The following is a 25,387-nucleotide window of genomic DNA, read 5'->3' as shown; positions in this document are numbered from 1 at the left end:
GGATCAGCATGCCGGACTTGAAGCCTTTCGTCGCTAAGGCCGCAACAGGTGAAGCGCTCAACCGCGATGACGCCCGCGCAGCCTTCGAAATCATCATGTCCGGCGAAGCGACCCCCTCGCAGATCGGCGGCTTTCTGATGGCGTTGCGCGTGCGCGGCGAAACGGTGGATGAGATCGTCGGGGCCGTCGGGGCCATGCGGGCACGCATGCTGACGGTCGAGGCACCGGCTGACGCCATCGACATCGTCGGAACCGGCGGTGATGGCGCCGGGACCTACAATATCTCGACGCTCGCAGCACTGATCGTCGCCGGTGCCGGTGTACCGGTCGCCAAGCATGGCAATCGCGCGCTCAGCTCTAAGTCGGGAACGGCCGACGCGCTCTCCTGCCTCGGCGTCAAGCTCGATATCGGGCCGGATGCCATTGCACGCTGCATTTCAGAAGCCGGACTCGGCTTCATGTTCGCCCAGCAGCACCATTCCGCCATGCGCCATGTCGGTCCAACCCGCGTCGAGCTGGGGACGCGGACGATCTTCAATCTGCTCGGCCCCCTGTCGAACCCGGCCGGCGTGACCCAGCAGCTTGTCGGTGTTTATTCGCCGCATTGGCTGTTGCCGGTCGCCGAAGTGCTACGCGATCTCGGCTCGAAGAGCGTCTGGGTCGTGCATGGCGAAGGACTGGACGAAATCACCACGACCGGCGTCACGCAGGTGGCGGCGCTTGAAAATGGCCAGATCAGAACATTCGAACTGACGCCATCCGATTTTGGTTTGGAAACCGTTCTGCTTGCCGATCTCAAGGGCGGCGATGGCGCGCACAATGCCGTGGCGCTGAAGGGCGTTCTGCAGGGTGATGCGACGCCCTACCGCGACATTTCGCTTGCCAATGCCGCGGCCTCGTTGCTGATCGCGGGACGCGCCGGTGATCTTCGCGAGGGCATGGAGCTTGCCCGCCGGTCGCTGACCAGTGGCAATGCCAATGCTACGCTCGAACGGCTCATCCGCGTTTCCAACGCGGCGTAAGGAGAAAATCGATGGCTGACATTTTGCAGAAGATCGAAATCTACAAGCGCGAGGAAATCGCCGCTGCAAAATCGCGCGTCAGCCTCGCAGACCTGAAGGCGAAGGCCGCCGGACAGGAAGCACCGCGTGGCTTTCTGAACGCCCTGAGAGCCAAGCAGGCGGAAGACCGTTTCGGCCTCATTGCCGAAATTAAGAAGGCCAGCCCTTCCAAAGGATTGATTCGGCCGGATTTCGATCCGCCACTTCTGGCAAAGGCCTATGAAATCGGCGGCGCGGCCTGCCTGTCCGTCCTGACCGACGGCCCGAGTTTTCAAGGCGCGCCAGAATTTCTGACGGCAGCACGCAACGCCTGTTCCCTTCCCGCCCTGCGCAAAGATTTCATGTTCGAAACCTACCAGGTCCATGAAGCTCGTGCCTGGGGTGCCGATTGCATCCTGTTGATCATGGCGTCGCTGAATGACAGCGATGCACAGAGGCTCGAGCACGAGGCGTTTTCGCTCGGCATGGATGTCCTGGTCGAAGTGCATGACGAGGAAGAACTCGAGCGGGCGCTGAAACTGAGTTCGCCGCTACTTGGTATCAACAACCGTAATCTGAAAACGTTCGAAGTCGATATCGCCCTGTCCGAAAAACTGGCACCGATGGTCCCGGCCGACCGGCTACTGGTCGGCGAGAGCGGCATCTTCAGCCATGACGACTGCGTGCGGCTGGCAAAGAGCGGCATTTCGACATTCCTCGTCGGTGAAAGCCTGATGCGCAAGGACGATGTGACCGCCGCAACCCGCATCCTTTTGACCGGATCCGCCGCAATTCTGGCTGCTGAATAATGGCTGCACCGTCCCTCACCCATGTTGGCTCGGACGGTCAGGCCAATATGGTCGATGTCGGAGACAAGGCAGAGACCGTGCGCATTGCCGTTGCCGAAGGCTTTGTGCGGATGCTGCCGGAGACGCTCGACCTCATTCTCAAGGGTAATGCCAAGAAGGGCGACGTGCTCGCCACCGCGCGCCTCGCCGGCATCATGGCCGCGAAGCAGACGGCCAATCTGATACCGCTTTGCCATCCGCTGATGCTGTCGAAGGTTTCCGTCGATATTTCCGCCGATGCCGCCTTGCCGGGCTTGCGGGTCGAGGCAATGGCCAAGCTCACCGGCCGCACAGGCGTTGAGATGGAAGCGCTTACCGCTGCCAGTGTTGCGTGCCTGACGATCTACGACATGGCCAAGGCCGCTGACCGGGAGATGGAGATCGGCGGCATCCGGCTCGTTCAAAAATCGGGTGGGCGTTCCGGCGACTATGCCCGCAAGGAAAGTCAGAGCTGATGGCATTGCTTCCGGTTTCAGATGCGCTCGACAGGCTGTTGAAAATCTCTGCACCGGTAGCTCGCTCGGAAATGGTTGATCTGCACGACGCAATGGGCCGCGTTCTGGCAAATGATATCTCTGCCCTCGTCACCCACCCTGCCTTCGACAACTCGGCCATGGACGGATATGCCGGACACCATGAGGATTTTGCCGAAGCTGGTACGGAGCTTGTTGTTATCGGCGAATCGGCGGCAGGCCGTGGTTTTGACGGTCAAGTTGCCCGCGGCGAGGCTGTCCGCATCTTCACTGGCGCGCCTGTCCCTGAGGGCGCGGATACAGTTCTTATTCAGGAAGATGCGGAAAAACTCCCGGATGGCCGTATCCGGACGACATTCGCTCTGGCCAAGGGCCGCCATATTCGCCCTAAGGGGCAGGATTTTACCCTTGGCGACATCGTTTTGCACGCCGGGCAGGTACTGGATGCCGGGCGTTTGACGGTCGCCGCCGGCATGAACCATCCGCAACTACCAACTCTCGCGCGGCCGAAGGTGGCGATCCTGGCAACCGGTGATGAATTGCGGCTTCCCGGCAGTGTTCCAGGGCCTGACCAGATTATTGCCTCGAACACCTATGGCGTTGCGGCAATTGCCCATGACAACGGTGCCGAAATTATCGATCTGGGGATCGTGCGCGATGACAAGGCGGCTATTGCGGCCGCAGTCTCCAGGGCGCAGGCCGCTGGCGCGGACGTGCTGGTGACACTTGGCGGCGCCTCAGTCGGCGATCACGACCTCGTCCAATCAACGCTGGTCGAAAGCGGCATGGTGCTGGATTTCTGGCAGATCGCCATGCGCCCTGGGAAACCGCTGATGGTTGGATCTCTTCAGCGCATGACAGTGCTTGGCTTGCCAGGAAACCCGGTCTCCAGCCTCGTCTGCTCGCTGTTGTTCCTGGAACCGCTGTTGCGCCATCTCGGCTCTCTGCCCCCGCGTGATCGCAGCGGCAAGGCAAAAACGCTGAGTGCGCTGGTAGCCAACGACAAACGGCAGGACTATGTTCGTGCCCGGTTGACGCGCGCCAATGATGGATCGTTGCAAGCCGAGACTTTTTCGCGCCAGGATTCCTCGATGATGCAGGTCTTTGCCCAATCCGACTGCCTGATCATCCGGCCGCCGCATGCGCCGGCGCTAGAGGCTGGCGCCCCTTGTGACCTGATGATTCTCCGCTCCCCAGGCAGCTGACCACTCGGCCGGGTACCCTTCCCAAACACCACTTCGCGCCTATCTATCCCTCGGCAAAACTGCCGTTGATGGAAGGGAATGAAATTGAATCGCAATGCGCTCTACATGCTTATCGGAGGCCTCGTCGTTCTGGTCGTTGGATTGGGCATCTATATCTACGACAAGGAATCCAAGCCCGACGGCGTTGAGGTGAAGATCGGCGAAGGCGGCATTTCGATCGAGGAAAACTGAGTTGAACGCAGTGGCTTTCACACCCGTCGCCATATTAACCATTTATTAACCAAAACAACCGATTATTCACCTCAGTTGACCTGACTACGGATGTACTAGCAGGCCAAGCATAGGACGACAGGCCGGGTAATCCCGGCCTTTTCGTTTTTCAGATGATCTTCAGAATCAGTGCGAAGCCCGCGAGACAAGGATTTTGTCGATACGGCGGCCGTCCATGTCGATGACTTCGAAACGATAGCCATAGGCTTCCGTAACGTCACCTTCCTCGGGGTTCTTGCGCAATTGCTGCACAAGGAAGCCGGAGATGGTTTCGTAGCTACCATCCGAATCGATTTCGTCGATACCGATCGTCAGGTGGATTTCATCGATCGGCGTGCGGCCGTCGACCAGATAGGATCCATCGTCGCGCTGGCGAATCAAAGCATGCTCGATATCGTCATAGTTCGACGGCAGAACGCCAACGATCGCTTCAAGAATGTCAGCGATGGTTATGATGCCTTCGATACTGCCGTATTCATCGACGATCATTGCCATGTTGATATGCGATGCCTTGAAGGCTTCAAGCGCCTTCAAGCAGGAAGCCGTTTCCGGCAAGGTATGGATATCCTTGACGAAGTTGCGGACCTGAAAGCCAGCCTTCACCGGCGCGTTCAAGATTTCCTTGACCTGTACCGCGCCGAGCACTTCACCCGCCGCATCCATGACCGGATAGCGGGAATGGGCGGTTTGCTCGACCTTGGCACGGATGGTCTCGAGCGTGTCGTTGACGTCGATGAAGCTGACTTCGGTGCGATGGGTCATGATCGACTTCACGTTGCGGTCGCCCAACCGGATGATTCGCCGCAGCATTTCGTGCTCTGACTTCTCGATCGCGCCACTTTCGACGCCCTCGGCCATGATCGCCTGGACCTCTTCTTCCGTGACATGGTCGCTATCGCTGGAAACACCAAAGATCCGCATGAACAGCGATGCCGACATCTCGAACAGATAGACGATCGGCGCGGCAAGGCGCGACAGAAACGACATCGGACCCGCGACGAACATTGCCACGCCTTCCGAGTTTTTCAGCGCCAGTTGCTTGGGAATGAGCTCGCCGATCACAACGGACAGGTAGGTAATCAGAGTGACGACCAGTGCGACGGCAACTGTGCTGCCATAGGGATTGATCCAGCTGATCGTGTCGAGCGTCGGCGCCAGCTTGTCGGCGATGGTGGCACCACCATAGGCACCGGCAAGCGTACCCACGAGAGTAATGCCGACCTGTACAGTGGACAGAAACTTGCCCGGATCTTCGGCCAACCGTAGCGCCAATTCGGCGCGGCTGTTGCCTTGTTTTGCCATCTGCCGCAACAGTGGCCGGCTTGCCGATACAATTGCCATTTCCGAAAGCGCGAAAAACGCATTGATCAAAAGAAGAACGAAAATAACAATCAGTTCGGACATAACCCTCGGACACCGTTGATGGGAGATACGCGCATCGGAAGCGATGCACGTCAGTTTCAGCCCTATCAAATAGGCGGAAGACGCAGTTGCAGCAAGGCGGCAACTGCAGATTTACGGTAGTTTTGGCTATGAGCGCGGTTTACCGGGCCCCAGATGCAGCGCAAATTTCGATCAAAGCGCCAGATAGAACGGCGGAATTACCGGGATGGAGCCTGGACGTCATCAAGTTCCTTGAGGGCGATCCGAACGCGCTCACGCCCGACGCGGATGACATTCTGCATCGCTGCCCTCGCCCCCGCCTCATCGCGCCGGCTGATCTGCTCGACGATCTTGATATGCGAACGCGACACCTCGTCAATGCCTTCGCGGCCCGATGCGGGCGAGCTTAACTTGAATATACCGACCAGTGCCGCCTCGATCAGGCTGCCGACGGTGCGCATGAATGGATTTCCCGAAGCTTCGACGACGGCAAGATGAAAGCGCAGATCGGCCATCGCCAGCGTTTCAGCGGTATGGTCGGGATCGCCCATCGCAACCGCCAGCCGCATCATGCCGCTGATCTCGGCTTCCGTGGCGTTGACGGCGGCAAGAGCTGCAGCGTGAGGTTCGAAGGCGAGGCGTATCTCGCTGAGATGATAGAGGAACTCTTCGTCGACGCCGCGATGGAAATGCCAAGTCAGAACATCGCCGTCGAACAGATTCCATTGATTTTTCGCCGTCACCCGGGTGCCGATACGGGCGCGCGGTACGATTAATCCCTTGGCAGCCAGCGTCTTCATTGCCTCGCGCAGAACCGTGCGCGATACCTTGAAACGTATCGCCAACTCCGGGTCGCCGGGCAAAATGGCGCCCACAGGAAATTCGCCGGACACGATGGCCTTGCCCAGTTCATCCACCACTTGCGCGTGGCTCGTGCGCGTTCGCGCACCGGTCAGGACGGTTTCGAGCAGACCTTTACGCAAGCAACTCCCCCCTCAGGAATACCTTCTGTTTTGGCGCGACAAAAACAGGATGGCCTTTTGCATCAATATGAAAGCAAACAGCAAGGCACCGATCAAAATTTTCGTCCACCAACTCGACAGCGAACCGTCGAAGGTGATGTAGGTCTGGATCAGTCCCTGAATCAAGACGCCGACGAGTGTTCCTCCGACAAACCCGGCGCCTCCTGTCAGAAGCGTTCCTCCAATCACCACCGCAGCAATCGCATCCAGCTCGACACCCACGGTGGCGAGCGAATAACCTGCTGATGTATATAGGGAATAAACGATTCCCGAAAGCCCGGCCAGAAAACCGGAAAGACCATAGATCATCATGGTCGTGCGGCCGACGGGAACGCCCATCAGGGCCGACGTCTGGGCACCACCGCCAAGCGCATAGACATTGGTACCGAAGCGGGTGCGCTGGGCAATGAGGATACCCGCCGCAAAGACCAGCAGCATCAGTCCGCCGATCAGCGTGATGCGGCCACCGCCCGGCAGCTTGTAGTAAAACGTCTTCATCGTTGCGTAGAACGGATGTTTGATCGGGATCGAATCGACCGACAGAACAAAGGCCATACCACGGGCCAGGAACATACCGGCCAGCGTAACGATGAAGGCCGGCATTTCAAGATAGTAGATGATCGCCCCCATGATCGCACCGAACAGCGTCGTGATCACGAGCACGAGCGCGAAGGCTGCGAGCGGATGGATGCCGGTATTCTGCAAGAGAACAGCCAGGAAAATACCCGTGAAGGCAATGACCGAACCGATCGACAGGTCGATACCGCCCGACAGGATCACGAAGGTCATGCCGACTGCTGCAATCCCAAGAAAAGCGTTATCTGTCAGAAGGTTGCCGATCACGCGGGTCGATAGGATGTTCGGATACTGCGCGGCACACGCCGCGTAGGAAACGACGAAGATGACGATGGTGGCGATGAGCGGGAGATATTTCTGGTTCATTGGGCGGACTGCTCTGCGGTCTCTCTACGGACGGATTTCCGGCCAAGGAACGTCAACCCGGCCTGCACGCGCGGCGACTGGATGACGAGGATGATGACGATGATCGCCGCCTTGATGATCAGGTTGAATTCCGGCGGAAAGCCCGAAGACAGGATGCCGGTATTGACCGCCTGAATGATCATGGCGCCAATCAGCGAGGCAACGATACTGAACCGGCCACCGAGCAGTGACGTGCCGCCGACGACGACGGCGAGAATGGCATCGAGTTCAAGCCAGAGACCCGCATTGTTGGCGTCGGCGCCCCTGATATCTGCCGTGACGATCAACCCGGCGACGGCGGCACACAGCCCCGACAGCATGTAAGCCGCCATCAAAAGCAGAGGCGTCTGTATTCCTGACAGCGTGCTGGCACGGCGATTGATACCGACGGCCTCGATCAGCATGCCAAGCGCGGTGCGCCGCACCAGCAAAGCCACAGCGATGCCGAACGCAAGCCAGATGACGACCGGCATCGGCAGGCCAAGGAAGGAGCCACTGCCGATGAAAATCAACCCGGGATCGTTGAAGGTCAGGATCGCGCCTTCCGTCACCAATTGGGCGATCCCTCTCCCGGCGACCATCAGCACCAGCGTGGCGATAATCGGCTGGATATTGAGCACCGAAACCAGAAACCCGTTCCAGACGCCGCAGATCAGGCCTGTGCCGACCGCCAAAAGCAAGGTCACTAGCAATGGATCCCCGCGTACGCTGGATGCGGCGGCCACGGCGCCGCAAATGGCCATGACCGCGCCCACAGAAAGATCGATGCCTTTCGTGGCGATCACCACAGTCATGCCGACAGCCAGAAGAGCGACCGGGGCGCCGCGATTGAGAATATCGATCAGGCTGCCATAAAGCCTCCCGTTCTGGATTTCGATCGAGAAGAAATCGGGAAAGACCAACCGGATCAACGCCAGAATCAGCGCTAGCGCAACGAATTGCGGCAACAGGCGGCGGCCGAGACGTTTTGCGTTGTCGATCATTGGGCGCCTCCTGCAACCGTTGCCGCAGCAATGGCATTGACGATATGTTCGGTGGTGATCTCGCTGCCAGTCAACTCCGCCACATGGGCGCGATCGCGCAGAACGATAATCCTCGAACTGTAAGCCACGAGTTCCTCAAGCTCGGACGAAATGACGATGAGCGACATGCCTTGTGCGCAGAGTTCACCGATCAGCCGGATGATTTCCGCATGGGCTCCAACATCGATACCGCGTGTCGGTTCGTCGAGAATGAGAAACTGCGGGTTGGTGGCCAGCCAGCGCGCCAGAATGGCCTTCTGCTGATTGCCACCGGAAAGCAACCGGATCGGCTTCTCCCGGTCGCTGGTGCGAATGTCCAGCGCCTTGATGTAGCGGTCGGCCAAGGCATTCTGCTCGGAGGCGGCAAGCGGCCTTGCCCAGCCACGCCGCGCCTGCAAGGCGAGAGCGATGTTTTCGCGCACGGACAATTCGCCAATGATTCCGTCAAGCTTGCGATCCTCGGGGCAAAACCCGAAGCCTTCGGCAATGGCAGCGCGTGGTGATGAGAGATTCGCCGTCTTGCCGCCGATATCGGCGCTACCACTGTCGGCCTTGTGCACACCGAACATCAATTCTGCGGTTTCGGTGCGGCCGGAACCAAGAAGGCCGGCAATACCGACGACCTCGCCCTTGCGGACATCCAGATCGAATGGGTTGATCTTGCCTGTCTTGCCGTATTTCGAAAACCGGAAATGAACAGGGCCGCTTGCCGTCTCAACCGCACCAACGGCCTTTTCGACAAACTGCAACTCATGGCCGAGCATCATCGTCACGAGTTCGCGGCGCGGCAAGGATGCGATGTCGCGGGTGCCGACCAACTGGCCGTTGCGCAGCACGGTGATCCGGTCCGAGAGATCGTAGACCTGTTCGAGAAAATGGGTGATGAAGACGATACCAAGTCCCCTCGCCCGCAAATCGCGGACAATGCGAAACAGCATTTCCACTTCCTGGGCATCGAGACTGGCAGTCGGCTCGTCGAGGATCAGCACCTTGCCAGAGAGATCGACAGCACGGGCGATGGCTACGACCTGCTGGATGGCCACGGAGTAACTCTCAAGCGCCGCGGAGACGTTGATATCGATGCCATATTGCGCAAGCAGAGCGTTTGCCCGCCTTTTCATTTCCCCGTTCTGAATGAGACCGAAACGACGAGGCTGACGCCCGAGAAAGAGGTTTTCGGCAACGCTCAGATTTCCAAGGAGATTGACTTCCTGGTAGACGGTGCCGATCCCCAGTTTCTGGGCATCGAGCGTGTCTCGTGGGTCGATCTCAGTGCCATCGAGGCTCAACTGACCAGCGTCGCGGCGGTAGGCGCCCGTCATGCATTTGATCAGCGTCGATTTTCCGGCGCCGTTTTCGCCCAGCAGCGCATGCACTTCGCCGCGCCGCAGCGAAAAATCGACCTTATTGAGCGCAATGGCGCCCGGAAAGGTTTTCACGATCCCGGCGGCGACAAGAATATCGTTTGAGCTGTTCTGCATGAAACCGGATTCTTCAACAAATGAGGTCAGCCATAGCTTACGGATTTGCGCCAGTTGCACCAGCGTCCGCATAAGGTGTGGATTGCCACGGTGCCGGGCATTCGGACGTAAGCAGTCCATCTGACAGTGACGTGCCGGCATCGCCTCGCGATCCACATCAACCGTCCAAAGACAGCGGATGTGCCCCTCGTGCAATGCCGGCAATCAATCAGTAGCCGAGGCCCTTCTTTTCTTCGTAGACCTTCTGCGGATCGTCAGCCTGGGTGTAGAGCTTCGATTCCGTCTGGATCCACTTGGCCGGCTTGGTGCCATCCTTCAGGAACGCATCGAGTGCATCGAATGCCGGACCGGCCATGTTCGGCGTCAACTCAACTGTGGCGTTGGCTTCACCAGCTGCCATCGCCTGGAAGATATCCGGAACCGCGTCGATGGAGACGACGAGAATATCCGTTCCCGGCTTCAAGCCGGCTTCCTTGATCGCCTGGATGGCGCCGACGGCCATATCGTCATTGTGGGCGTAGAGCGCGCAGATATTCTTGCCGCCGTCTTCCGCCTTCAGGAAGCTTTCCATGACTTCCTTGCCCTTGGTACGCGTAAAGTCGCCGGTCTGGCTGCGGACGATCTTGAGGTTGTCATAGCCTTTCAGCGCCTCTTCGAAGCCCTTCTTGCGGTCGATAGCCGGAGAGGAACCTGTGGTGCCCTGCAGCTCGACGACGTTGCATTGCTTGCCGCCGACCTTGTCGACCAGGAACTTGCCGGCAACGTTGCCCTCATGAACAAGATCGGATGTGACGGCCGTGAGGTAGAGATCGTCCTTCGAATCCACCGTGCGATCGAGAAGGATGACCGGGATTTCGGCATCCTTGGCTTCCGTCAGGACTTCATCCCAACCGGTGGCGACAACCGGGGCGATCAATATGGCATCAACGCCCTGTGCGATGAATGACCGCAAGGCTTTGATCTGGTTTTCCTGTTTCTGTTGCGCATCGGCGAATTTCAGGTCGATGCCGCGCTTTTCCGCCTGTTGCTTGGTCAAGGTGGTTTCGGCCGCGCGCCAGCCGGATTCGGAGCCGATCTGCGAAAAGCCGATCGTCAGGTCGGCGGCAGAGGCCGAACCGAACATGCAGGCAGCCAGAACCGTGGCACAGCTAAGTGCAGTCTTGATTTTCATGATTTCCTCCCAAAAAGCTGCTCCTCAGCAGCTTGAATAAAAAATCATACTATATTATTTATGTAAACAGTTTTTGCGCGTCTTTAAGCAAATTCACATAGTCCAGAATCGAAAAAGGGCGGCCTTGCGGCCACCCTTTCCGATTGCAACGATGGGTGCCGGATTATTGCGGCAGTTTGTCGTCAACGCCTTCGACGTAAAAGTTCATGCCGAGCAGCGTGCCGTCATCCGAGGATGCGCCGGCGGCCAGCCATTCGGAACCGTCCTGCTTCTTCAGCGGGCCGGTGAAAGGCTTCAGTTCACCCGACTCGATCTTCTTCTGGGTCTCTTCCGCCATCGCCTTCACGTCATCCGGCATGTTGGTATAGGGCGCCATGCTCAGGATGCCGTCCTTCAGGCCGTCCCAGCTCGACTGGGTTTCCCACTTACCGTCGAGGAAGAGCTGCGTGCGCTTGATGTAATAGGCGCCCCAGGTATCAACGATCGCGGTCAACTGTGTTTCCGGACCAGCCTTGATCATATCGGAGGCCTGGCCGAAAGCCTTGATGCCGCGTTCGGCAGCAACCTGCATCGGTGCGGTCGTGTCGGTGTGCTGCGTCAATACGTCGACGCCCTGGTCGATCAGCGCCTTTGCAGCATCAGCTTCCTTGCCGGGGTCGAACCAGGTGTTTGCCCATACGACCTTGATCTTGAAATCCGGGTTAATCGAGCGGGCGCCGGTGACGAAGGCATTGATGCCCATGACCACTTCCGGGATCGGGAAGGAAGCGATGTAACCGGCAACGCCCTTCTGAGAGATCTTTGCGGCGATCTGACCCTGAATATAACGGCCCTCGTAGAAACGGCTGTTATAGGTCGCAAGGTTTGGCGCCGTCTTGTAGCCGGTCGCATGTTCGAACTTAACATCCGGGAATTTTGCGGCAACCTTGACGGTCGCATCCATGAAGCCGAACGACGTGGTGTAGATCAGGCCGCAGCCGGAGCGTGCCAGGCGCTCGATGGCGCGCTCGGCATCCGGGCCTTCCGGAACGCTTTCGAGGAACTGGGTTTCGATCTTGTCGCCGAGCGCCTTTTCAAGCTCCAAACGGCCAATATCGTGTGCCTGAGTCCAGCCGCCGTCGGTCTTTGAGCCGACATAGACGAAGCAGACCTTTGCCTTGTCGGCAGCGTAGGCGCCGGCGGAAAAGCCGATGACCGCTGCTGTCGTGGCGAGTGCGAAAAGTAGTTTTTTCATTTTGACCTCTGTAGGTTTGGTTTACGTCGTTGTTCTTGTTTACCGGTCCGGCACAAAGGACTTGCCGAGCGACGCCGGCGTATTGATCAATGTCATGCGTCGATTGTGCGAGATGAGAATGAGTACGATAATTGTCGCCAGATAGGGAAGAGCGGAAAGAAACTGCGAGGGAATGCCGATGCCGAAGGCCTGGGCATAGAGCTGACTGATCGATACGGCGCCAAACAGATAACCGCCGGCCACGATCCGCCATGGCCGCCAGGAGGCAAATACCACTAGCGCCAGCGCGATCCAGCCACGCCCGGCCGACATGTTTTCCGCCCATTGCGGCGTATAGACCAGCGATAACTGAGCGCCGGCCAGACCGGCGCAGGCACCGCCGAACATCACGGCCAGATAGCGCGTGCGGATGACATTGATGCCGAGCGCATGCGCTGAAGCGTGGCTATCGCCGACGGACCGGAGTTTCAGGCCAGCACGGCTTTTGAACAGGAACCAGTTGACGCCGGCGACCAGCGCTATCGACAGATAGAAGATCAGATCCTGCTTGAACAGGACGGGGCCCAGAAACGGGATATCCGAGAGGACCGGAAAGACGATCTGCGGCAGTTTGATCCCGGATTGCCCGAGATAGGGTTCGGCGATCATGCTGGAAACACCGAGCCCCAGGATGGTCAAGGCCAGCCCTGTCGCCACCTGATTGGCAACCAACGTCAAGGTGAGGAAACCGAACAGCAGCGAAAACAGCGCGCCCGCCGCGATACCGGCGAGAATGCCGATATAGGGAGATCCGGTGACCTGCGTGGCGATGAAGCCGCAGGCCGCCCCCATGACCATCATGCCCTCGACGCCAAGATTGAGGACGCCGGACCGCTCGGTGACCAGTTCGCCGATCGCCGCGAGGACCAAGGGAGTCGCCGCCGTGATAATGGTCAGCAGCATCGCTTCGAAAATTCCCATCAGCGTATCCCCTTACCGGCCGTCTCGCTCAGGTCGTACCACATCATCCTGATCTTGTAGTGGATGAGCGTGTCGCAGGAGAGCACGAAGAACAGCAGGAGCCCCTGGAATACCCGGATCGGCTTGTCGGAAATCTGCAGCGAAACCTGCACCGCCTCGCCACCGAGATAGGTCAGCGCCAGCACAAGCCCGGCAACCACAATCCCGAGTGGATTGAGGCGTCCGAGGAAGGCAACAATGATCGCAGTAAAGCCGTAGCCGGGTGAAATCACCGGCCGTAGCTGCTGGATCGCGCCGCTGACCTCAGCAATGCCCGCAAGACCCGCCAGAGCGCCAGAGAGCAGCATGGAAAACCAGATCATCTTGCGCGACGAAAAACCGGCGAAACGCCCTGCCCGCTGCGATTGGCCAAGCACGGTGATCTCGAAACCCTTCAGCGTGTAGCGCATCATGAACCAGACCAGGATCGCCGCGATAATCGCGAAGCCAAAGCCCCAATGCGCCCGTCCGGACGCGATCATTTCAGGCAGGATGGCGGTTGCGTCGAAGGTCCGGGTTTCCGGAAAATTCATGCCGCCCGGATTGCGCCAGGGGCCGCGCACCAGCCAATCGAGAAACAGCTGCGCGACGTAGACCAGCATCAGGCTGGTGAGGATTTCGTTGGTGTTCAGATGTGCCTTGAGGAAAGCCGGAATGCCCGCAAACAGCGCACCGCCCAGCATGCCGAGCAGCATCATCAGCGGCAGAACCAGCGGCGATTGCCATTCATAGAACACGACGGGCAGGATCGACCCGGCGATCGCCCCCATGATGAACTGACCTTCGGCGCCGATATTCCAGTTGTTCGAACGATAGCAAACGGAAAGACCGACAGCGATGAGTATGAGCGGCGCTGCCTTGATCGCCAGTTCGTGCAGCGACCAGACCTCCGTCAGAGGCTCGATGAAGAAGCTGTAAAGGGCGGCGATCGGGTCCTTGCCGAGCATCATGAACATGATGCCGCCGAAAATGAGCGTCAGCCCGAGCGCGATGAACGGCGACAGGATGGAAAACAGCTTGGAGACGTCAGGGCGCCGTTCCAGTTCAATGCGCATGCGCCGTCTCCGCAGTCTCGGTCTTGCCATACATGCCGCCCATCAACAGTCCGATTTTTTCGCGCGACAGTTCCGATGCCGGATAGATATCGGAAAGTTTGCCTTCGCTGATCACCGCAATTTCCGTCGCCACTTCGAAGATTTCATCAAGGTCCTGGCTGATAACAAGGACTGCGGAACCGGATTTAGCCAGATCGACAAGCGCCTGCCGGATACGGCTGGCCGCACCTGCATCCACCCCCCAAGTCGGCTGATTGACGATCAACACCGTCGGCTGACGGTCGAGTTCGCGGCCGACAATGAATTTCTGCAGATTGCCACCCGACAGGGAACCGGCTGGTGGATTTTCGCCGCTCTTGCGCACATCCATTGCTGAGGAAATACGCTTCGCCGCCATTTTGACTGCATCCTGGCGGATCAGCCCGAGCGGACCGCCGCCGAGAAAGGCGCGCCGGTCGGACTGGCTACGGGCAAGGATGAGGTTGTCGGAGAGCGACAGCGCCGAAACGGCAGCATGTCCATGCCGCTCCTCCGGCACGAAACTCGCCCCCATCAGCCGGCGGGCATTGATGCCGCGCGTACCGACCGGTTTGTCCGAGATCAGAATGACATCATCGCTGGCGACAGGATATTCGCCGGACAGCGCGTCGAAAAGCTCTCCCTGCCCGTTGCCCGCAACACCGGCAATCGCCAGCACTTCTCCGGCATGCACCTTCAGACAGATGTTCTTCAGGGCAACGGCAAAAGGCGTTCTGGCAGCGGCGGACAGATGGCGAGCCTCAAGCTTGACGGTACCCTTTGAATTTGTGCCTTCGGCACTGACATGCGCGACATCACTGCCGACCATCATACGGGCCAGCGAGGATGGAGTTTCCTGGCGTGGATCGCAGGCGCCGGTCACCTTGCCATGGCGCAGAACAGTGGCGCGGTCGCAGATGCGCTGCACCTCTTCCAGCCGGTGGCTGATATAAAGCACCGAGCGCCCCTCGGCTTTCAGCTTGTTCAATGTTTCGAACAGCCGGTCGGCCTCCTGCGGCGTCAGCACCGAAGTCGGCTCGTCGAGAATGATCAGCTTCGGGTTCTGCAGCAAGGCGCGGACGATTTCGATTCTCTGGCGCTCGCCTACCGACAAGTCGGCCACATGCGCATGCGGATCGAGCGGAAGTCCATAGGCATGCGAAAGGTCGGACGCTTCCTTGGCGATCTTTGCCAACGACACGCCGGGATCCATCGACAGGGCAATATTTTCAGCGACGGTCAGTGCTTCAAACAGCGAAAAATGCTGAAACACCATGCCGATGCCGAGCTTGCGGGCGGCACTGGGGCTGGTGATGCGCACCGGCTGCCCCTGCCAGACGATCTGGCCGCTGGTGGGCGCAAGCACACCGAACAGCATCTTGACCAGTGTCGACTTGCCGGCGCCATTCTCGCCGAGAAGTGCGTGAATTTCGCCCGGTCTAATATCGAGATTGATTCCGTTACAGGCCGCGAATGTGCCGAACAGTTTTGTCAGTTGGCCAACAGCCAGCAATAGACTGTTGGCGGGTTGTCCCTCAGCCGACACGCCGCCCCTCTTTTCTCATTCTCTGCTGCCCTGGCTGCCTCTCCGGCTTGTCTCAGGGAATCAGCAATGTTGTTCCGCTCGTTTTTCTTGCTTCCAGATCTGCATGCGCCTGACTTGCATCGGCAAGCGCATACGTCTGGTTGATATTGATACGCACTTTGCTGCTTTGCACAACATCAAACAAGGAGTTTGCACATGCCTCCAGCGCCGCCCGTGTGGAAACATAGCTGAACAGGGTCGGCCGTGTTGCAAACAGCGAGCCCTTTTGCGCCAGGATGCCGATATTGACGCCCTCCACCGGGCCTGAAGAATTGCCAAAACTCACCCAGAGGCCGCGCGGCTTGATGCAATCGAGCGAGGCCGGATAGGTATCCTTGCCGACAGAATCATAAACCACGTCGACACCCTTGCCGCCGGTGATCTCCTTGACCGCGCTGACAAAATTGTCGGTGCGGTAGTTGATGACATGGTCGTATCCATGAGCCAGCGCCAGATCGATCTTGTCCTGCGAACCCGCAGTTCCGATGACCGTCGCACCGAGCGCCTTGGCCCATTGGCCAGCGATCAGGCCGACACCGCCCGCGGCCGCGTGAAACAGAAGCGTGGTTTCCGGCCCGACCTTGAAGGTCTGATTGAGCAGGTACTGCGCCGTCATGCCCTTCAGCATCATTGCCGCCGCCGTTTCCAGCGTGATGCCATCAGGCACCTTCACCAGCTGCGAAATCTCGATATTGCGCTCGCTCGCATAGGCTCCATCGGAGGATGCGTAGGCTACCCGGTCACCAACCGAAAAGCTGCTGACATTATCGCCGACCGCCGTGACAATGCCCGCGCCCTCTTTACCCGGAATGAAGGGAAGTCCTTCGGCCGACTTGTAGAGGCCTGTACGAAAATAGACGTCAATGAAATTCACGCCGACCGCGACCTGGCGGATCTGCACTTCGCCCGGCCCTGGGGCAGAAAGCGTTACACCTTCAATTTTGAGAACTTCCGGTCCGCCAAGTGTGCGCACCATGATGGCCTGTGCCATGAAACCTCCTCAACCCCGTCCAAGCCGGGGAAATATCTGCAAGACGAAACCGATGACATAGAGATAGATGCCGGTACCGACGACGCCGGCCACGACCCAGGCAGGAGTGTCGAAATGCAAAAGCAGCGCGTAGCCGCTGAGCACCGACCAGACAGCAAAGACGGCCAGATTGAGCGGCCGCAGGCGCTTGACGCGCACCGGGTGCAGGAAACTGATCGGCATGAAGGTCAGGACAACTGATACGGCGACGACGATCGAGGCCGCCAGTTCGCTGGCATCGATGACGAACAGCGTGAACACCACCATGTTCCAGACGACCGGGAAGCCGGAGAAGAAATACTCGTCCGTCTTCATACCCATGTCGGCATAATAAATCGCACTCGACATGACGATGGCACCGGCGGCAAAGAACGACCATGGTTCACCGATCATGCCGCTCTGATAGAGCGCAAAGGCAGGAAGAAGCACATAGGTGACATAGTCGATGACATTGTCGAGCGTATCGCCGGACCAGTTCGGCAGCACTTCCTTGACGCGAACCTTGCGGGCAATCGGCCCGTCGATGCCATCGACGGCAAGAGCCAGACCCAACCACCAGAACATATCGACGAATCGGTGCTCGGCTGCAGCAACCACGCCCAAAAAGGCGAGGAATGATCCGGATGCGGTGAGAATATGAACGGAAAATGCGCGAATTTCCGCGTAGGGCACGCGCTTGTAGTTAAAAAACTTCATCGGCAGACGCACCCTGTCCTTACTCTGCGCTTTCCTTGGAAGCATGCTGAACCGGCCGTTTCACTAGCCCACGCTCCCGTACCCGCACTGTTGCGCGGGTGTTGGCGGTAATATGCACCGTTTGCGTTTGGCTGCCAGCAAAAATCACCTAACGCCGCAAAAGCACAAGAATCAGCTGTGGATGCGACGTGCATCTGCGCCATTTCACCCCATTTCCTTCGCAGCCGCCGACAGTTAAGATCGAACCCTCAACAGATACATGCACGGGAAGCGGACGCCATGGAGCACTTTGAAATCGCAGTCGTCGGTGCGGGGCTCGCCGGATCTCTGGCAGCGCTTGCGGTTGCCGATACCGGCCGCAGCATCGCGCTGATTGCGCCGGTGGCTGGCAAAGCCGATGGACGGACTACGGCGCTGATGGATCAATCAATTGAGCTCGTGCGGAAACTTGGCCTCTGGCAGGCCGTTGCGCCATTGGCAGCCCCTCTTTCCAGCATGCGGATCATCGACGCAACAAACCGGCTGCTGCGCGCGCCGACAGTGACCTTTCACGCCGCAGAAGTCGGACTAGAGGCATTCGGATACAATATTCCCAACGCTCCCTTCCTTACCCTCCTGGAACAGGAAACAGCCAAACGGCCGACGTTCACGCGTCTTGTTGCGAGCCTGGCGCAGGTCGAATTTGAACCCGAGCGCGCCGTGCTGACGCTCGATGATGGGCGCACCATCACGGCCAGCCTTGTGATCGGCGCCGACGGCCGGAAATCCGGCGTACGCGCGGCCGCCGGTATCGAGGTGCGCAACTGGTCCTATCCGCAAAGTGCGCTTGTGCTCAATTTCTCCCATCAGGTGCCCCACCAGAACATCTCGACGGAATTCCACACACCGCACGGCCCGTTTACGCAGGTTCCATTGCCCGGTGGTTTGCGATCCAGCCTTGTCTGGGTTCAGAAACCGGAAGACACCGAAGCGGCGCTGGCCCTTTCGCCTGACGCTCTGGCATTGGCGGTGGAACAGCGCATGCAATCCATGCTCGGGAAAGTGGTTATAGAAGGTGCGGCCCAGTCATTCCCGCTCTCCGGCATGACTGCCCACGCCTTCGGCAAGGGCCGGGCGGTCCTGATCGGCGAAGCCGCCCACGCCTTCCCGCCTATTGGTGCACAGGGACTGAATCTCAGCCTGCGCGACATCATGGCCGCCCTATCGCTGCTCGGATACTCACCTGTTCCTGACGATTTTGGCGGCCGTTATGACCGCAAACGGCGCGCCGACATTCTCAGCCGCACCGTCAGCGTCGATCTGCTCAATCGCTCCCTCTTGTCTGACTTCCTGCCCGTACAGATGCTGCGTGCTGCAGGCCTGCAGGCTTTGGCAAGTGTAGCGCCGCTGCGCAATCTGATGATGCGCGAGGGGATCAATCCAGGCAGTGCGCTGCAATCCCTGCGTGGTGCGTTACGGGAAAAGATCGGCCGGAAGAGCGCCTGAACTGATCAGATAGAGCAGCATCGTCACCGTCGCCACCGAAAGGACGGTGGTGATCAGGATCGTTGCCGACGCCCGCTCCTGCCAGACTCCGTATTGCTGGCCGATGACAAAGACGTTGGTCGCCGTCGGCAACGCGGCCAGAAGCACAGCTGTCTGCACCCAGACCGGCTCGAAATTGCCGGCAAGGCTCATGACCAGATACATCAGCACCGGGTGCAGGATCAGCTTTGCGGGAACGATATAGCCAATCTCGGCAGGGATGCGTTTCAGCGGCCGCAGCGCCAGCGTCACGCCCATGGCAAACAGCGCGCAGGGTGCAGCCGCCTGCGCCAGATAATCGATCAGGCGTTGAACGGGCAGCGGCGGCTGAAACGCAAAATAGGCTGCAATCACGCCCGCAATTGTCGAGAGAATGAACGGGTGCAGCAGGATTTTTTTCGCAATCCCCAGCGTCAGCATGCCGGCTGGCCGTTTGTCGCCGCCAGCGAGCGCCATCATTGCCGGCGCCACCATGAAATGCAGCACGTTTTCGAAGCAGAAGATCAGCGCAACCGGCACTGCAGCCGGTTCACCCAGCGCCAGCAAGGTCAGCCCCGGCCCCATGTAGCCGATATTGCCATAGGCTCCAGCCAGCCCTTGAACGGTTGATTCCGCCAGCGAATTGCGGCGAATGAGGTAGCCTGCGCCGAAGACAAGCGCAAAAATCGTGTAGGTGACACCCATCGAGGTGAAGACGAAATCGAAGCGCGTCAACTGCTCGATCGGCGTCTTTGAAACCAGCTTGAAGAACAATGCCGGCAGCGACACGTAGATGATGAAGATATTGAGCCAGCCCATGGCATCGCCAGCGCCCTCGCCCGCCGGACGGCGAGCCAGCTTCGCAGTCAGATAGCCAACGAAGATCAGGCCGAAGAACGGCAGTACCAAACCCGCTATTTCAGCCATTCTACACTCGACCTCTGTTTGAGGTTCGTGCTTAACCGATTTGCATCAGGACTGGAAAGGTTTCCTGGAACCAGATCGCCATCGAACTGATGAAGCCGAAGACGAAGGCAAGGCCAGCGAGAATCAGCAGCACACCCATCAGCTTTTCCACCAGACCGAGATGGCGGCGGAAGCGCGACAGGAACTTCATGAAGGCGCCGGAAAACCCGGCGGCGATCCAGAACGGAATGGCCAGCCCCAGTGAATAGACCGCCAGAAGCATGGCGCCATCGGTCACCGTATCGCGCGCAGCAGCAACGCCAAGAATGGTGCCAAGCACCGGACCGATGCACGGCGTCCATCCGAACGCAAAGGCAAGCCCCATGATATAGGCGCCCGACAGCGTGGCCGGCTTGCCGTTGCCTTGAAAACGCGCCTCGCGCCCGAGAATGCCGATCCGGAACACACCGAGGAAATGCAGGCCCATAATGATGATGACGATACCGCCAATGCGCGAGAGGATGTCGATATGCTGGCGCAGTAGCAGGCCGATACTGGATGCCCCGGCCCCCAGCGCCACGAAAACAGTGGCAAACCCGAGCGTAAACAGAAATGCCGCACCAAACACCGCGCGCCGGGTGCCCGTGGACGCGACCTGCGTTTCGCCGCCACGGAACTGGTCGACCGATATGCCCGCCATATAACAGAGATAGGGCGGCACCAGCGGCAGAACGCATGGCGACAGAAAGGACAGCGCGCCCGCCAGAACGGCGGTCCAGATGGAAATATCAGCGATGGACACCAGTCAAAAACTCCAGCCTGCAATAAGCCCGGCCGTCTTAGCGCCGAAGCAGGTGTCAAACCAATCACCTTTTGGCGATCTCCTTGGAAAACATCGTTTTTGCACTTTTGCCCGTTTTTTTGGGTTGACCAAAACAAGCCCGCTGTGCATATGTCCGCCCACTTCCGCCGGACATAACAGACCGGTCTTGGGAGAGCGTAGCTCAGCCGGTAGAGCAACTGACTTTTAATCAGTAGGTCCAGGGTTCGAATCCCTGCGCTCTCACCATATTTTCCAAAATTATCAAGAGCATAAGTATTGGTGTTCGGATGTTTTCCCTCCGGATAACCTAGGTCGACGGTCCATAACCGGCGCGCCCGCCGATTGCTGCCGTGACGACATGCCGACCGCCCCCACGCCATAAGTGGTGCCTTCAGGATTCGCCCAAACTGAAAACCAAGCTTCGCCCCCAGCTTGCACCCGCACTGGACAATTGCACGCATTGCATGGATGCTGAGACCGTCTGGTGAAACTGTGAGTTTGGAGCAAAAGGAATTGCCATGAAGAAACTTGTCGCTGCGGTTGGAATCATTGTTGCTCTATCGTCCTGCACGGCGACGGAGCGGGGAACCGCGATCGGTGCAGGCTCCGGCGCCATCATCGGCGGCGCTGTCAGCAATAGCTGGGGCGGCGCGGCTATCGGCGCAGTGGCGGGTGGCGTTGTGGGCAACCTCATTGGCCGTTCCCAGGAACGTCAAGGCTATTGCATCTATCGTGACCGCAATGGACGGCGCTACGAGGCGCGCTGCTGATAGAAAATCGGCGTTTTTTTCTGGGCTTGCGCGAGCGGCGCCTCGAAGGGCGCCGCGCATGGCGTGAACAGTCCGCATGGACACTGTTGGGCTGGTGCTACCGCGATTTCGACCATGAGCCCACAGGCGAATGAAATCCAACCCTCCACCCACCGGCGTTCTTGGTAAAGGATCCGGCTATATAGCTTTGATCACTGACGACGCGATCCATGTCGCGTTTATAGACCCGTGAAAGAAAAACAGCGTCACCGGTAAGGTAACGCCGTTCATGTTTCCGTTGGCCTGTTTGACTGGGACAACTCCGGTCCGGGAACCTTTCGCCTGTCAGCCGCGGCGGTAGTAGCCCGGCCGTTCCGGGTTATATTCCGGAACTTCGCAGCGTGGATCATTGCGGCAGCGGCGGTCATCATCCCCCCGGCCCTCGCGGTCGCGCCAATCCGCGCGCCCTTCATTATTTCTGCGATCGCTACGGCGGTATTCCCGGTCTTCCGAATAGTCGGCTCTATCGCGCCAGCGCTCATTGCGGTTGTAGCGCTCGGAATAATCGCGCGGGCGTGAATAGTAGCCGTTGTCTTCGTAGGAAACGCCTTCGCTGACGCAGCCGGCAAGCATCAGGGTTGAAAGGCCGATTGCGGTGGCCACTATCAGTGTTTTCATTGTCGTTGCTCTCTCCATTCACGCGAGAGATATGGCCGCTGCAGGAGCACAGCAAGAGGCAATGATCATCGCCCCCTTTCTGTTTGAGCAATTCCCCAAAATTGGCGCAGCCTCCCAAGACGGCCAAGCGCGTGGATGGCCAAAGCAGACTACAGTCCCATCACCGGCGGCCTTGGCGCAATTTCATGGGGCTGCCGCCATATTGACGTTTGAAGGCGCGCGAGAAGGACGAAAGGCTGTCAAAACCGCAGCGAAGCGCGACTTCGCGGATACCGAGTTGCGTATCGCTGACCAGCCGGTGAGCCGTCTGCAGCCTCAGCCGCAGATAGTAACTTCCAGGACTGATGCCGAGCGCCCTGGCAAACCGCATTTCCAGCTGGCGCTGTGATTGCCCGGCCCGCAGCGCAAGGGCTGACATCGACAAGGGCCGGTCGAGTGTCCGTTCCATCAGGCGGATTGCCCGGGCAAGGTCCGGATCGCGCGCCTCCATGCGACCAAGCGACACCAGCGGCTGCGCATCCGTCGCAGCATGTGTCTCGTCGTAGACAAAGATGCTCGCCACATCGAGCGCGACCGATGAGCCAAATTGCTGCCGGATCAGGTGCAGCATCATATCGAAGGTCGGCGATGCACCGCCGGATGTCCAAAATTTTCCGTCGGTCACAAACCGGTCGGCCTTGACGGAAACATCCGGAAAAGTCAGAGCGAAATCCTCCAGTTCTTCCCAGTGGGCCGTCGCGGTGCGCCCATTGATCAGCCCGCAGCGCGCCAGGAGCCAGCATCCCGATTCGATGCCGGCGACGACCGAAAAATGCCGCGCGCTCGCCTGAAGGCTGGCGATGAACGGCTTTTGCGCATGGCGCTCCAGATTGAAGCCGCCGATGATCAAAAGGCAGTCCCCCTGTACCCGCGCCGAAAACGCCCCGGCCACAGCGATGACGACGCCGCAGGTGAGAAGAACAGGCTCGCCATCGGGAGACAGGATTTTCCAGTCGAACAGAGTTTTACCCGCCACCCGGTTGGCGGCGCGTATCGGGTCCAGCACAGAGGCCAGCGACATGATCGATGATTCGGGCAGCACCACGATCACGACCGTCACAGTGTGATCGGAATGCGCAGATGGTCGATCGGAAGTCGCAAGTGCAGACATCCGAAAAATGTCAAATTTTCTGCGCTTTATGTCAAATGAATTGGCATCACTCAGGCATGATGCCCATGTAAGACCTCCTGTCCGCAACACTAGCTGCGGATGCCTGGAAATTCCCCCTACCGACCTTTACCGGACGGGTCGAATGGCAGCGATGCCTTCGACCCGTTTTTTAACGTCATTTCACGGTTCGTCGTTTCCTTCGGTGGCCTTCTCCCGTTCCACGGCGGCCGGCTTCGACTTGACCGCGACCAGAATCTTGCCGACGGCAAAAAGCACCGTCAGTCCGGCAGCAAGCGCAAAGGCCGCGATCAACCAGTGGCCGAAGCCAAGAGCCAGGCCAATCGCACCGGCAAGCCACATGCCGGCCCCCGTCGTCAGGCCCCGCACCTCGCCGCGGGAAAGGACGATCGTTCCCGCAGCAAGGAAAGCCACGCCGGCGGTGACGGCCTCGACCACGCGCAGCGGATCAATGCGCACCTGCTCGTCTGAAAGACCGGGCATATGCACGCTCTCGATTGAAATGATGGCGAACACAGCCGATGCCAAGCTGATGAGAATGTGAGTCCGTAAACCGGCGGCCTTATCCTGCGCCTCGCGCTCAAAACCGATCAGCCCGCCGAAGAAGATCGCACCGCAAAAACGGGCGACGATTACCGGATAGGGAATTTGCGTGGCAGGAAACATGTCGGCGAAAATCTGGTCCATGCGGCCTCAACGCGTGACGCAAAACATGGTTCCGGAGGCCATCCGGCACGAAAGCGGTGTAAGAACGCGTCCCGGGCGTTGGATCGAGCATACCAGTGAAAGGAACGAATCCGGCGATAGCGCGTTACTGCACCGGTTCAACGGAGGAAATTCACATGCTGCGCGCTGGTCTTCTTTGGTTCATGGGGGTCCCCCTCGTCGTCGTCATCCTGATCTGGATGCTGTATTTTTAACGCTGGAGACCATGATGACCAATCCACCCGTCCAACTCCCCATGCCGGCACATCGCGACACATCGAGTTACCGCAATTTCATGGTGCGGGAATTGCTGATCTGGCTCGTCGGTGTTCCCGTCCCGATTGCAGCGATCATCGGCGTCTTTGTTCTTTAGCCCTCATAAGTTCGGACCGGATGACAGCGGGTTGACCTGTGAACACCCTTCGATCATCCTTGACCCAAAAGGAGGGCGATCATGATTACAGGATCCCAGTGCCGCGCCGCCCGCGCACTTGTTGAAATATCGCGCCAGCTCCTGGCAACACTATCCGGCATCGACGAAGACACGATCGCCCGCTTCGAACGAAAGCTGGAAACTCCGGCAGTGGAAACGATCGCTACACTTCAAACCACCCTGGAAAAAGCCGGAGCGATCTTCATACCGGAAGGTGAACGCGGCTTGGGTGTCCAGCTCAAATTCACCCGTTCGGAAGCCCGCCGTCTTTCCATTCTGGAAAGCGAAGGCGGCCTGGTCGCCAATGACGAGGTTCCCGGCGTTTAGATGAGTTGGCGCCCCCTCCAGGGCTCGAACGTGTGACAACCTGCTTAGAAGACCCGATAGATTAAGGGTCTTTCCAATTTGAGGTTTTTTATTCACTGGTGGCAGGAGGATTTGCCATGTGTGATCGAGTGCTGCTTTTGCAAACTCAAACAATTTCGGCGCATCGCCACACACGACGAGAAAACGGCGAGAAACTATCGGTCCATGATAGCGCTGGCGGTAACAATCCTATGGCTCAAATAACGATCCACACTTCCTAGGCCATCTTCTCTATCCGGGTGTGCCCAAAGGGATTCGCATCGCGCGGAGATTGCCCGGCGCCCTGCGACCATCACGGCCTTGGTGTGCCGAAGCGAGCGGGGGCCTTTGTCTTCGCACCATAAGCCAATTGCGGTCACCCATTCATCGGCGCATCGGATAACACCATATTCAATTGCTGTCTCACCGCCCAAACGGAAGTTGGAGACGGATTCTCACGACTGCGCCGATGAAAATAACATGAGTGTAAACTCCTAGTATTATTGTACTTTATTTACTCGGATACGTTGGTAGTATGAGCTAGGAATTGAACAGGGGCTGATT

26 protein-coding genes, 1 tRNA gene and 1 pseudogene are annotated in these 25,387 nt (G+C 58.7%); 11 read left to right on the top strand and 17 right to left on the bottom strand.

Annotation, left to right across the window (positions count from 1 at the left end; genetic code table 11):
• Positions 1-8 precede the first annotated feature (8 nt).
• From trpD to ASC96_RS32960, 5 genes are all read left to right on the top strand, one after another.
• A complete protein-coding gene (gene trpD / locus ASC96_RS22810; protein ID WP_060505375.1) occupies positions 9-1,022 on the top strand; it encodes an anthranilate phosphoribosyltransferase in 1,014 nt (337 codons plus the stop codon).
• An 11-nt stretch (positions 1,023-1,033) separates the two neighbouring features.
• Positions 1,034-1,849: an indole-3-glycerol phosphate synthase TrpC gene (gene trpC / locus ASC96_RS22805; protein WP_060505374.1), complete on the top strand. Its 816-nt coding sequence runs from the start codon at positions 1,034-1,036 to the stop codon at positions 1,847-1,849.
• Positions 1,849-2,343 carry a cyclic pyranopterin monophosphate synthase MoaC gene (gene moaC, locus ASC96_RS22800; RefSeq protein ID WP_060505373.1) on the top strand — a complete coding sequence of 165 codons (495 nt, stop codon included), beginning with the start codon at positions 1,849-1,851 and terminating at the stop codon, positions 2,341-2,343. The genes trpC and moaC overlap by 1 nt, the downstream gene beginning before the upstream one ends.
• On the top strand, positions 2,343-3,566 hold the full coding sequence (gene glp / locus ASC96_RS22795; protein WP_060505372.1) for a gephyrin-like molybdotransferase Glp: 1,224 nt from the start codon (positions 2,343-2,345) through the stop codon (positions 3,564-3,566). The genes moaC and glp overlap by 1 nt, the downstream gene beginning before the upstream one ends.
• 78 nt (positions 3,567-3,644) lie before the next feature.
• A complete protein-coding gene (locus ASC96_RS32960; protein WP_156393874.1) occupies positions 3,645-3,797 on the top strand; it encodes a hypothetical protein in 153 nt (50 codons plus the stop codon).
• 165 nt (positions 3,798-3,962) lie between these two features.
• Here ASC96_RS32960 and ASC96_RS22790 read toward each other — a convergent pair whose 3' ends face one another.
• The 12 genes from ASC96_RS22790 to pcsA all read right to left on the bottom strand — a co-directional run bounded on the left by ASC96_RS22790 (position 3,963) and on the right by pcsA (position 17,513).
• Positions 3,963-5,240 carry a hemolysin family protein gene (locus tag ASC96_RS22790; protein WP_060505371.1) on the bottom strand — a complete coding sequence of 426 codons (1,278 nt, stop codon included), beginning with the start codon at positions 5,238-5,240 and terminating at the stop codon, positions 3,963-3,965.
• 197 nt (positions 5,241-5,437) lie between these two features.
• A complete protein-coding gene (locus ASC96_RS22785) occupies positions 5,438-6,202 on the bottom strand; it encodes a FadR/GntR family transcriptional regulator (RefSeq protein WP_060505370.1) in 765 nt (254 codons plus the stop codon).
• Between the two features lie 12 nt (positions 6,203-6,214).
• Complete coding sequence (gene yjfF / locus ASC96_RS22780; RefSeq protein WP_060505369.1) at positions 6,215-7,183, bottom strand: galactofuranose ABC transporter, permease protein YjfF; 969 nt, start codon at positions 7,181-7,183, stop codon at positions 6,215-6,217.
• Positions 7,180-8,205 (bottom strand): ABC transporter permease, encoded by a 1,026-nt coding sequence (locus tag ASC96_RS22775; RefSeq protein WP_060505368.1) that lies wholly within the window; start codon positions 8,203-8,205, stop codon positions 7,180-7,182. The genes yjfF and ASC96_RS22775 overlap by 4 nt, the downstream gene beginning before the upstream one ends.
• Positions 8,202-9,725, bottom strand: coding sequence for a galactofuranose ABC transporter, ATP-binding protein YtfR (gene ytfR, locus ASC96_RS22770; RefSeq protein ID WP_060505630.1), 1,524 nt, complete (start codon positions 9,723-9,725; stop codon positions 8,202-8,204). Before ytfR ends, ASC96_RS22775 begins: the two co-directional genes overlap by 4 nt.
• 208 nt (positions 9,726-9,933) lie before the next feature.
• Positions 9,934-10,896: a galactofuranose ABC transporter, galactofuranose-binding protein YtfQ gene (gene ytfQ, locus ASC96_RS22765; protein ID WP_060505367.1), complete on the bottom strand. Its 963-nt coding sequence runs from the start codon at positions 10,894-10,896 to the stop codon at positions 9,934-9,936.
• A 163-nt stretch (positions 10,897-11,059) separates the two neighbouring features.
• Complete coding sequence (locus ASC96_RS22760) at positions 11,060-12,130, bottom strand: BMP family ABC transporter substrate-binding protein (protein WP_060505366.1); 1,071 nt, start codon at positions 12,128-12,130, stop codon at positions 11,060-11,062.
• A 39-nt stretch (positions 12,131-12,169) separates the two neighbouring features.
• Entirely contained in the window at positions 12,170-13,090 is a 921-nt protein-coding gene (locus ASC96_RS22755; RefSeq protein WP_060505365.1) for an ABC transporter permease, read from the bottom strand.
• On the bottom strand, positions 13,090-14,184 hold the full coding sequence (locus tag ASC96_RS22750) for an ABC transporter permease (RefSeq protein WP_060505364.1): 1,095 nt from the start codon (positions 14,182-14,184) through the stop codon (positions 13,090-13,092). The genes ASC96_RS22755 and ASC96_RS22750 overlap by 1 nt, the downstream gene beginning before the upstream one ends.
• Positions 14,174-15,748: an ABC transporter ATP-binding protein gene (locus ASC96_RS22745; protein WP_060505363.1), complete on the bottom strand. Its 1,575-nt coding sequence runs from the start codon at positions 15,746-15,748 to the stop codon at positions 14,174-14,176. The genes ASC96_RS22750 and ASC96_RS22745 overlap by 11 nt, the downstream gene beginning before the upstream one ends.
• Positions 15,749-15,800: 52 nt before the next feature.
• Positions 15,801-16,778 (bottom strand): quinone oxidoreductase, encoded by a 978-nt coding sequence (locus ASC96_RS22740; RefSeq protein WP_060505362.1) that lies wholly within the window; start codon positions 16,776-16,778, stop codon positions 15,801-15,803.
• A 9-nt stretch (positions 16,779-16,787) separates the two neighbouring features.
• On the bottom strand, positions 16,788-17,513 hold the full coding sequence (gene pcsA, locus ASC96_RS22735; RefSeq protein WP_060505361.1) for a phosphatidylcholine synthase: 726 nt from the start codon (positions 17,511-17,513) through the stop codon (positions 16,788-16,790).
• Between the two features lie 279 nt (positions 17,514-17,792).
• Between pcsA and ASC96_RS22730 the strand changes: the two genes are divergently transcribed.
• A complete protein-coding gene (locus tag ASC96_RS22730; RefSeq protein WP_060505360.1) occupies positions 17,793-18,998 on the top strand; it encodes a UbiH/UbiF family hydroxylase in 1,206 nt (401 codons plus the stop codon).
• Here the strand turns inward: ASC96_RS22730 and ASC96_RS22725 are convergent.
• Both ASC96_RS22725 and ASC96_RS22720 read right to left on the bottom strand, forming a co-directional pair.
• The gene (locus tag ASC96_RS22725) at positions 18,966-19,943 is read right to left on the bottom strand and encodes an AEC family transporter (RefSeq protein WP_060505359.1); all 978 of its coding nucleotides are present in this window, start codon (positions 19,941-19,943) and stop codon (positions 18,966-18,968) included. The two genes, ASC96_RS22730 and ASC96_RS22725, sit on opposite strands and share 33 nt — an antisense overlap.
• A 31-nt stretch (positions 19,944-19,974) precedes the next feature.
• Positions 19,975-20,724: a cytochrome c biogenesis CcdA family protein gene (locus tag ASC96_RS22720; RefSeq protein WP_060505358.1), complete on the bottom strand. Its 750-nt coding sequence runs from the start codon at positions 20,722-20,724 to the stop codon at positions 19,975-19,977.
• Between the two features lie 191 nt (positions 20,725-20,915).
• Here ASC96_RS22720 and ASC96_RS22715 point away from each other — a divergent pair.
• Positions 20,916-20,991, top strand: a tRNA-Lys gene (locus ASC96_RS22715).
• A 272-nt stretch (positions 20,992-21,263) separates the two neighbouring features.
• Complete coding sequence (locus ASC96_RS22710; protein WP_060505357.1) at positions 21,264-21,515, top strand: YMGG-like glycine zipper-containing protein; 252 nt, start codon at positions 21,264-21,266, stop codon at positions 21,513-21,515.
• Positions 21,516-21,839: 324 nt separating this feature from the next.
• Here ASC96_RS22710 and ASC96_RS22705 read toward each other — a convergent pair whose 3' ends face one another.
• The 3 genes from ASC96_RS22705 to ASC96_RS22695 form a co-directional block, all read right to left on the bottom strand.
• On the bottom strand, positions 21,840-22,172 hold the full coding sequence (locus tag ASC96_RS22705; protein WP_060505356.1) for a hypothetical protein: 333 nt from the start codon (positions 22,170-22,172) through the stop codon (positions 21,840-21,842).
• Between the two features lie 160 nt (positions 22,173-22,332).
• On the bottom strand, positions 22,333-23,322 hold the full coding sequence (locus tag ASC96_RS22700) for a GlxA family transcriptional regulator (protein ID WP_060505355.1): 990 nt from the start codon (positions 23,320-23,322) through the stop codon (positions 22,333-22,335).
• 180 nt (positions 23,323-23,502) lie between these two features.
• A complete protein-coding gene (locus ASC96_RS22695; protein WP_082512224.1) occupies positions 23,503-24,027 on the bottom strand; it encodes an MgtC/SapB family protein in 525 nt (174 codons plus the stop codon).
• Positions 24,028-24,274: 247 nt separating this feature from the next.
• Here ASC96_RS22695 and ASC96_RS32955 point away from each other — a divergent pair, with 247 nt between their 5' ends.
• From ASC96_RS32955 to ASC96_RS32200, 3 genes and pseudogenes are all read left to right on the top strand, one after another.
• A complete protein-coding gene (locus ASC96_RS32955) occupies positions 24,275-24,418 on the top strand; it encodes a hypothetical protein (RefSeq protein ID WP_156393875.1) in 144 nt (47 codons plus the stop codon).
• Between the two features lie 81 nt (positions 24,419-24,499).
• Positions 24,500-24,805 carry a hypothetical protein gene (locus tag ASC96_RS22690; RefSeq protein ID WP_060505354.1) on the top strand — a complete coding sequence of 102 codons (306 nt, stop codon included), beginning with the start codon at positions 24,500-24,502 and terminating at the stop codon, positions 24,803-24,805.
• Positions 24,806-24,928: 123 nt separating this feature from the next.
• A pseudogene (locus ASC96_RS32200) lies at positions 24,929-25,048 on the top strand (IS5/IS1182 family transposase); the annotation flags it as partial.
• Positions 25,049-25,387 lie beyond the last annotated feature (339 nt).

The organism is Rhizobium sp. Root1204 (assembly GCF_001424965.1).
Classification (GTDB): domain Bacteria; phylum Pseudomonadota; class Alphaproteobacteria; order Rhizobiales; family Rhizobiaceae; genus Pararhizobium.
Note: the sequence above shows the minus strand (reverse complement) of the source record. Positions and strands in the feature narration are given on the sequence as shown.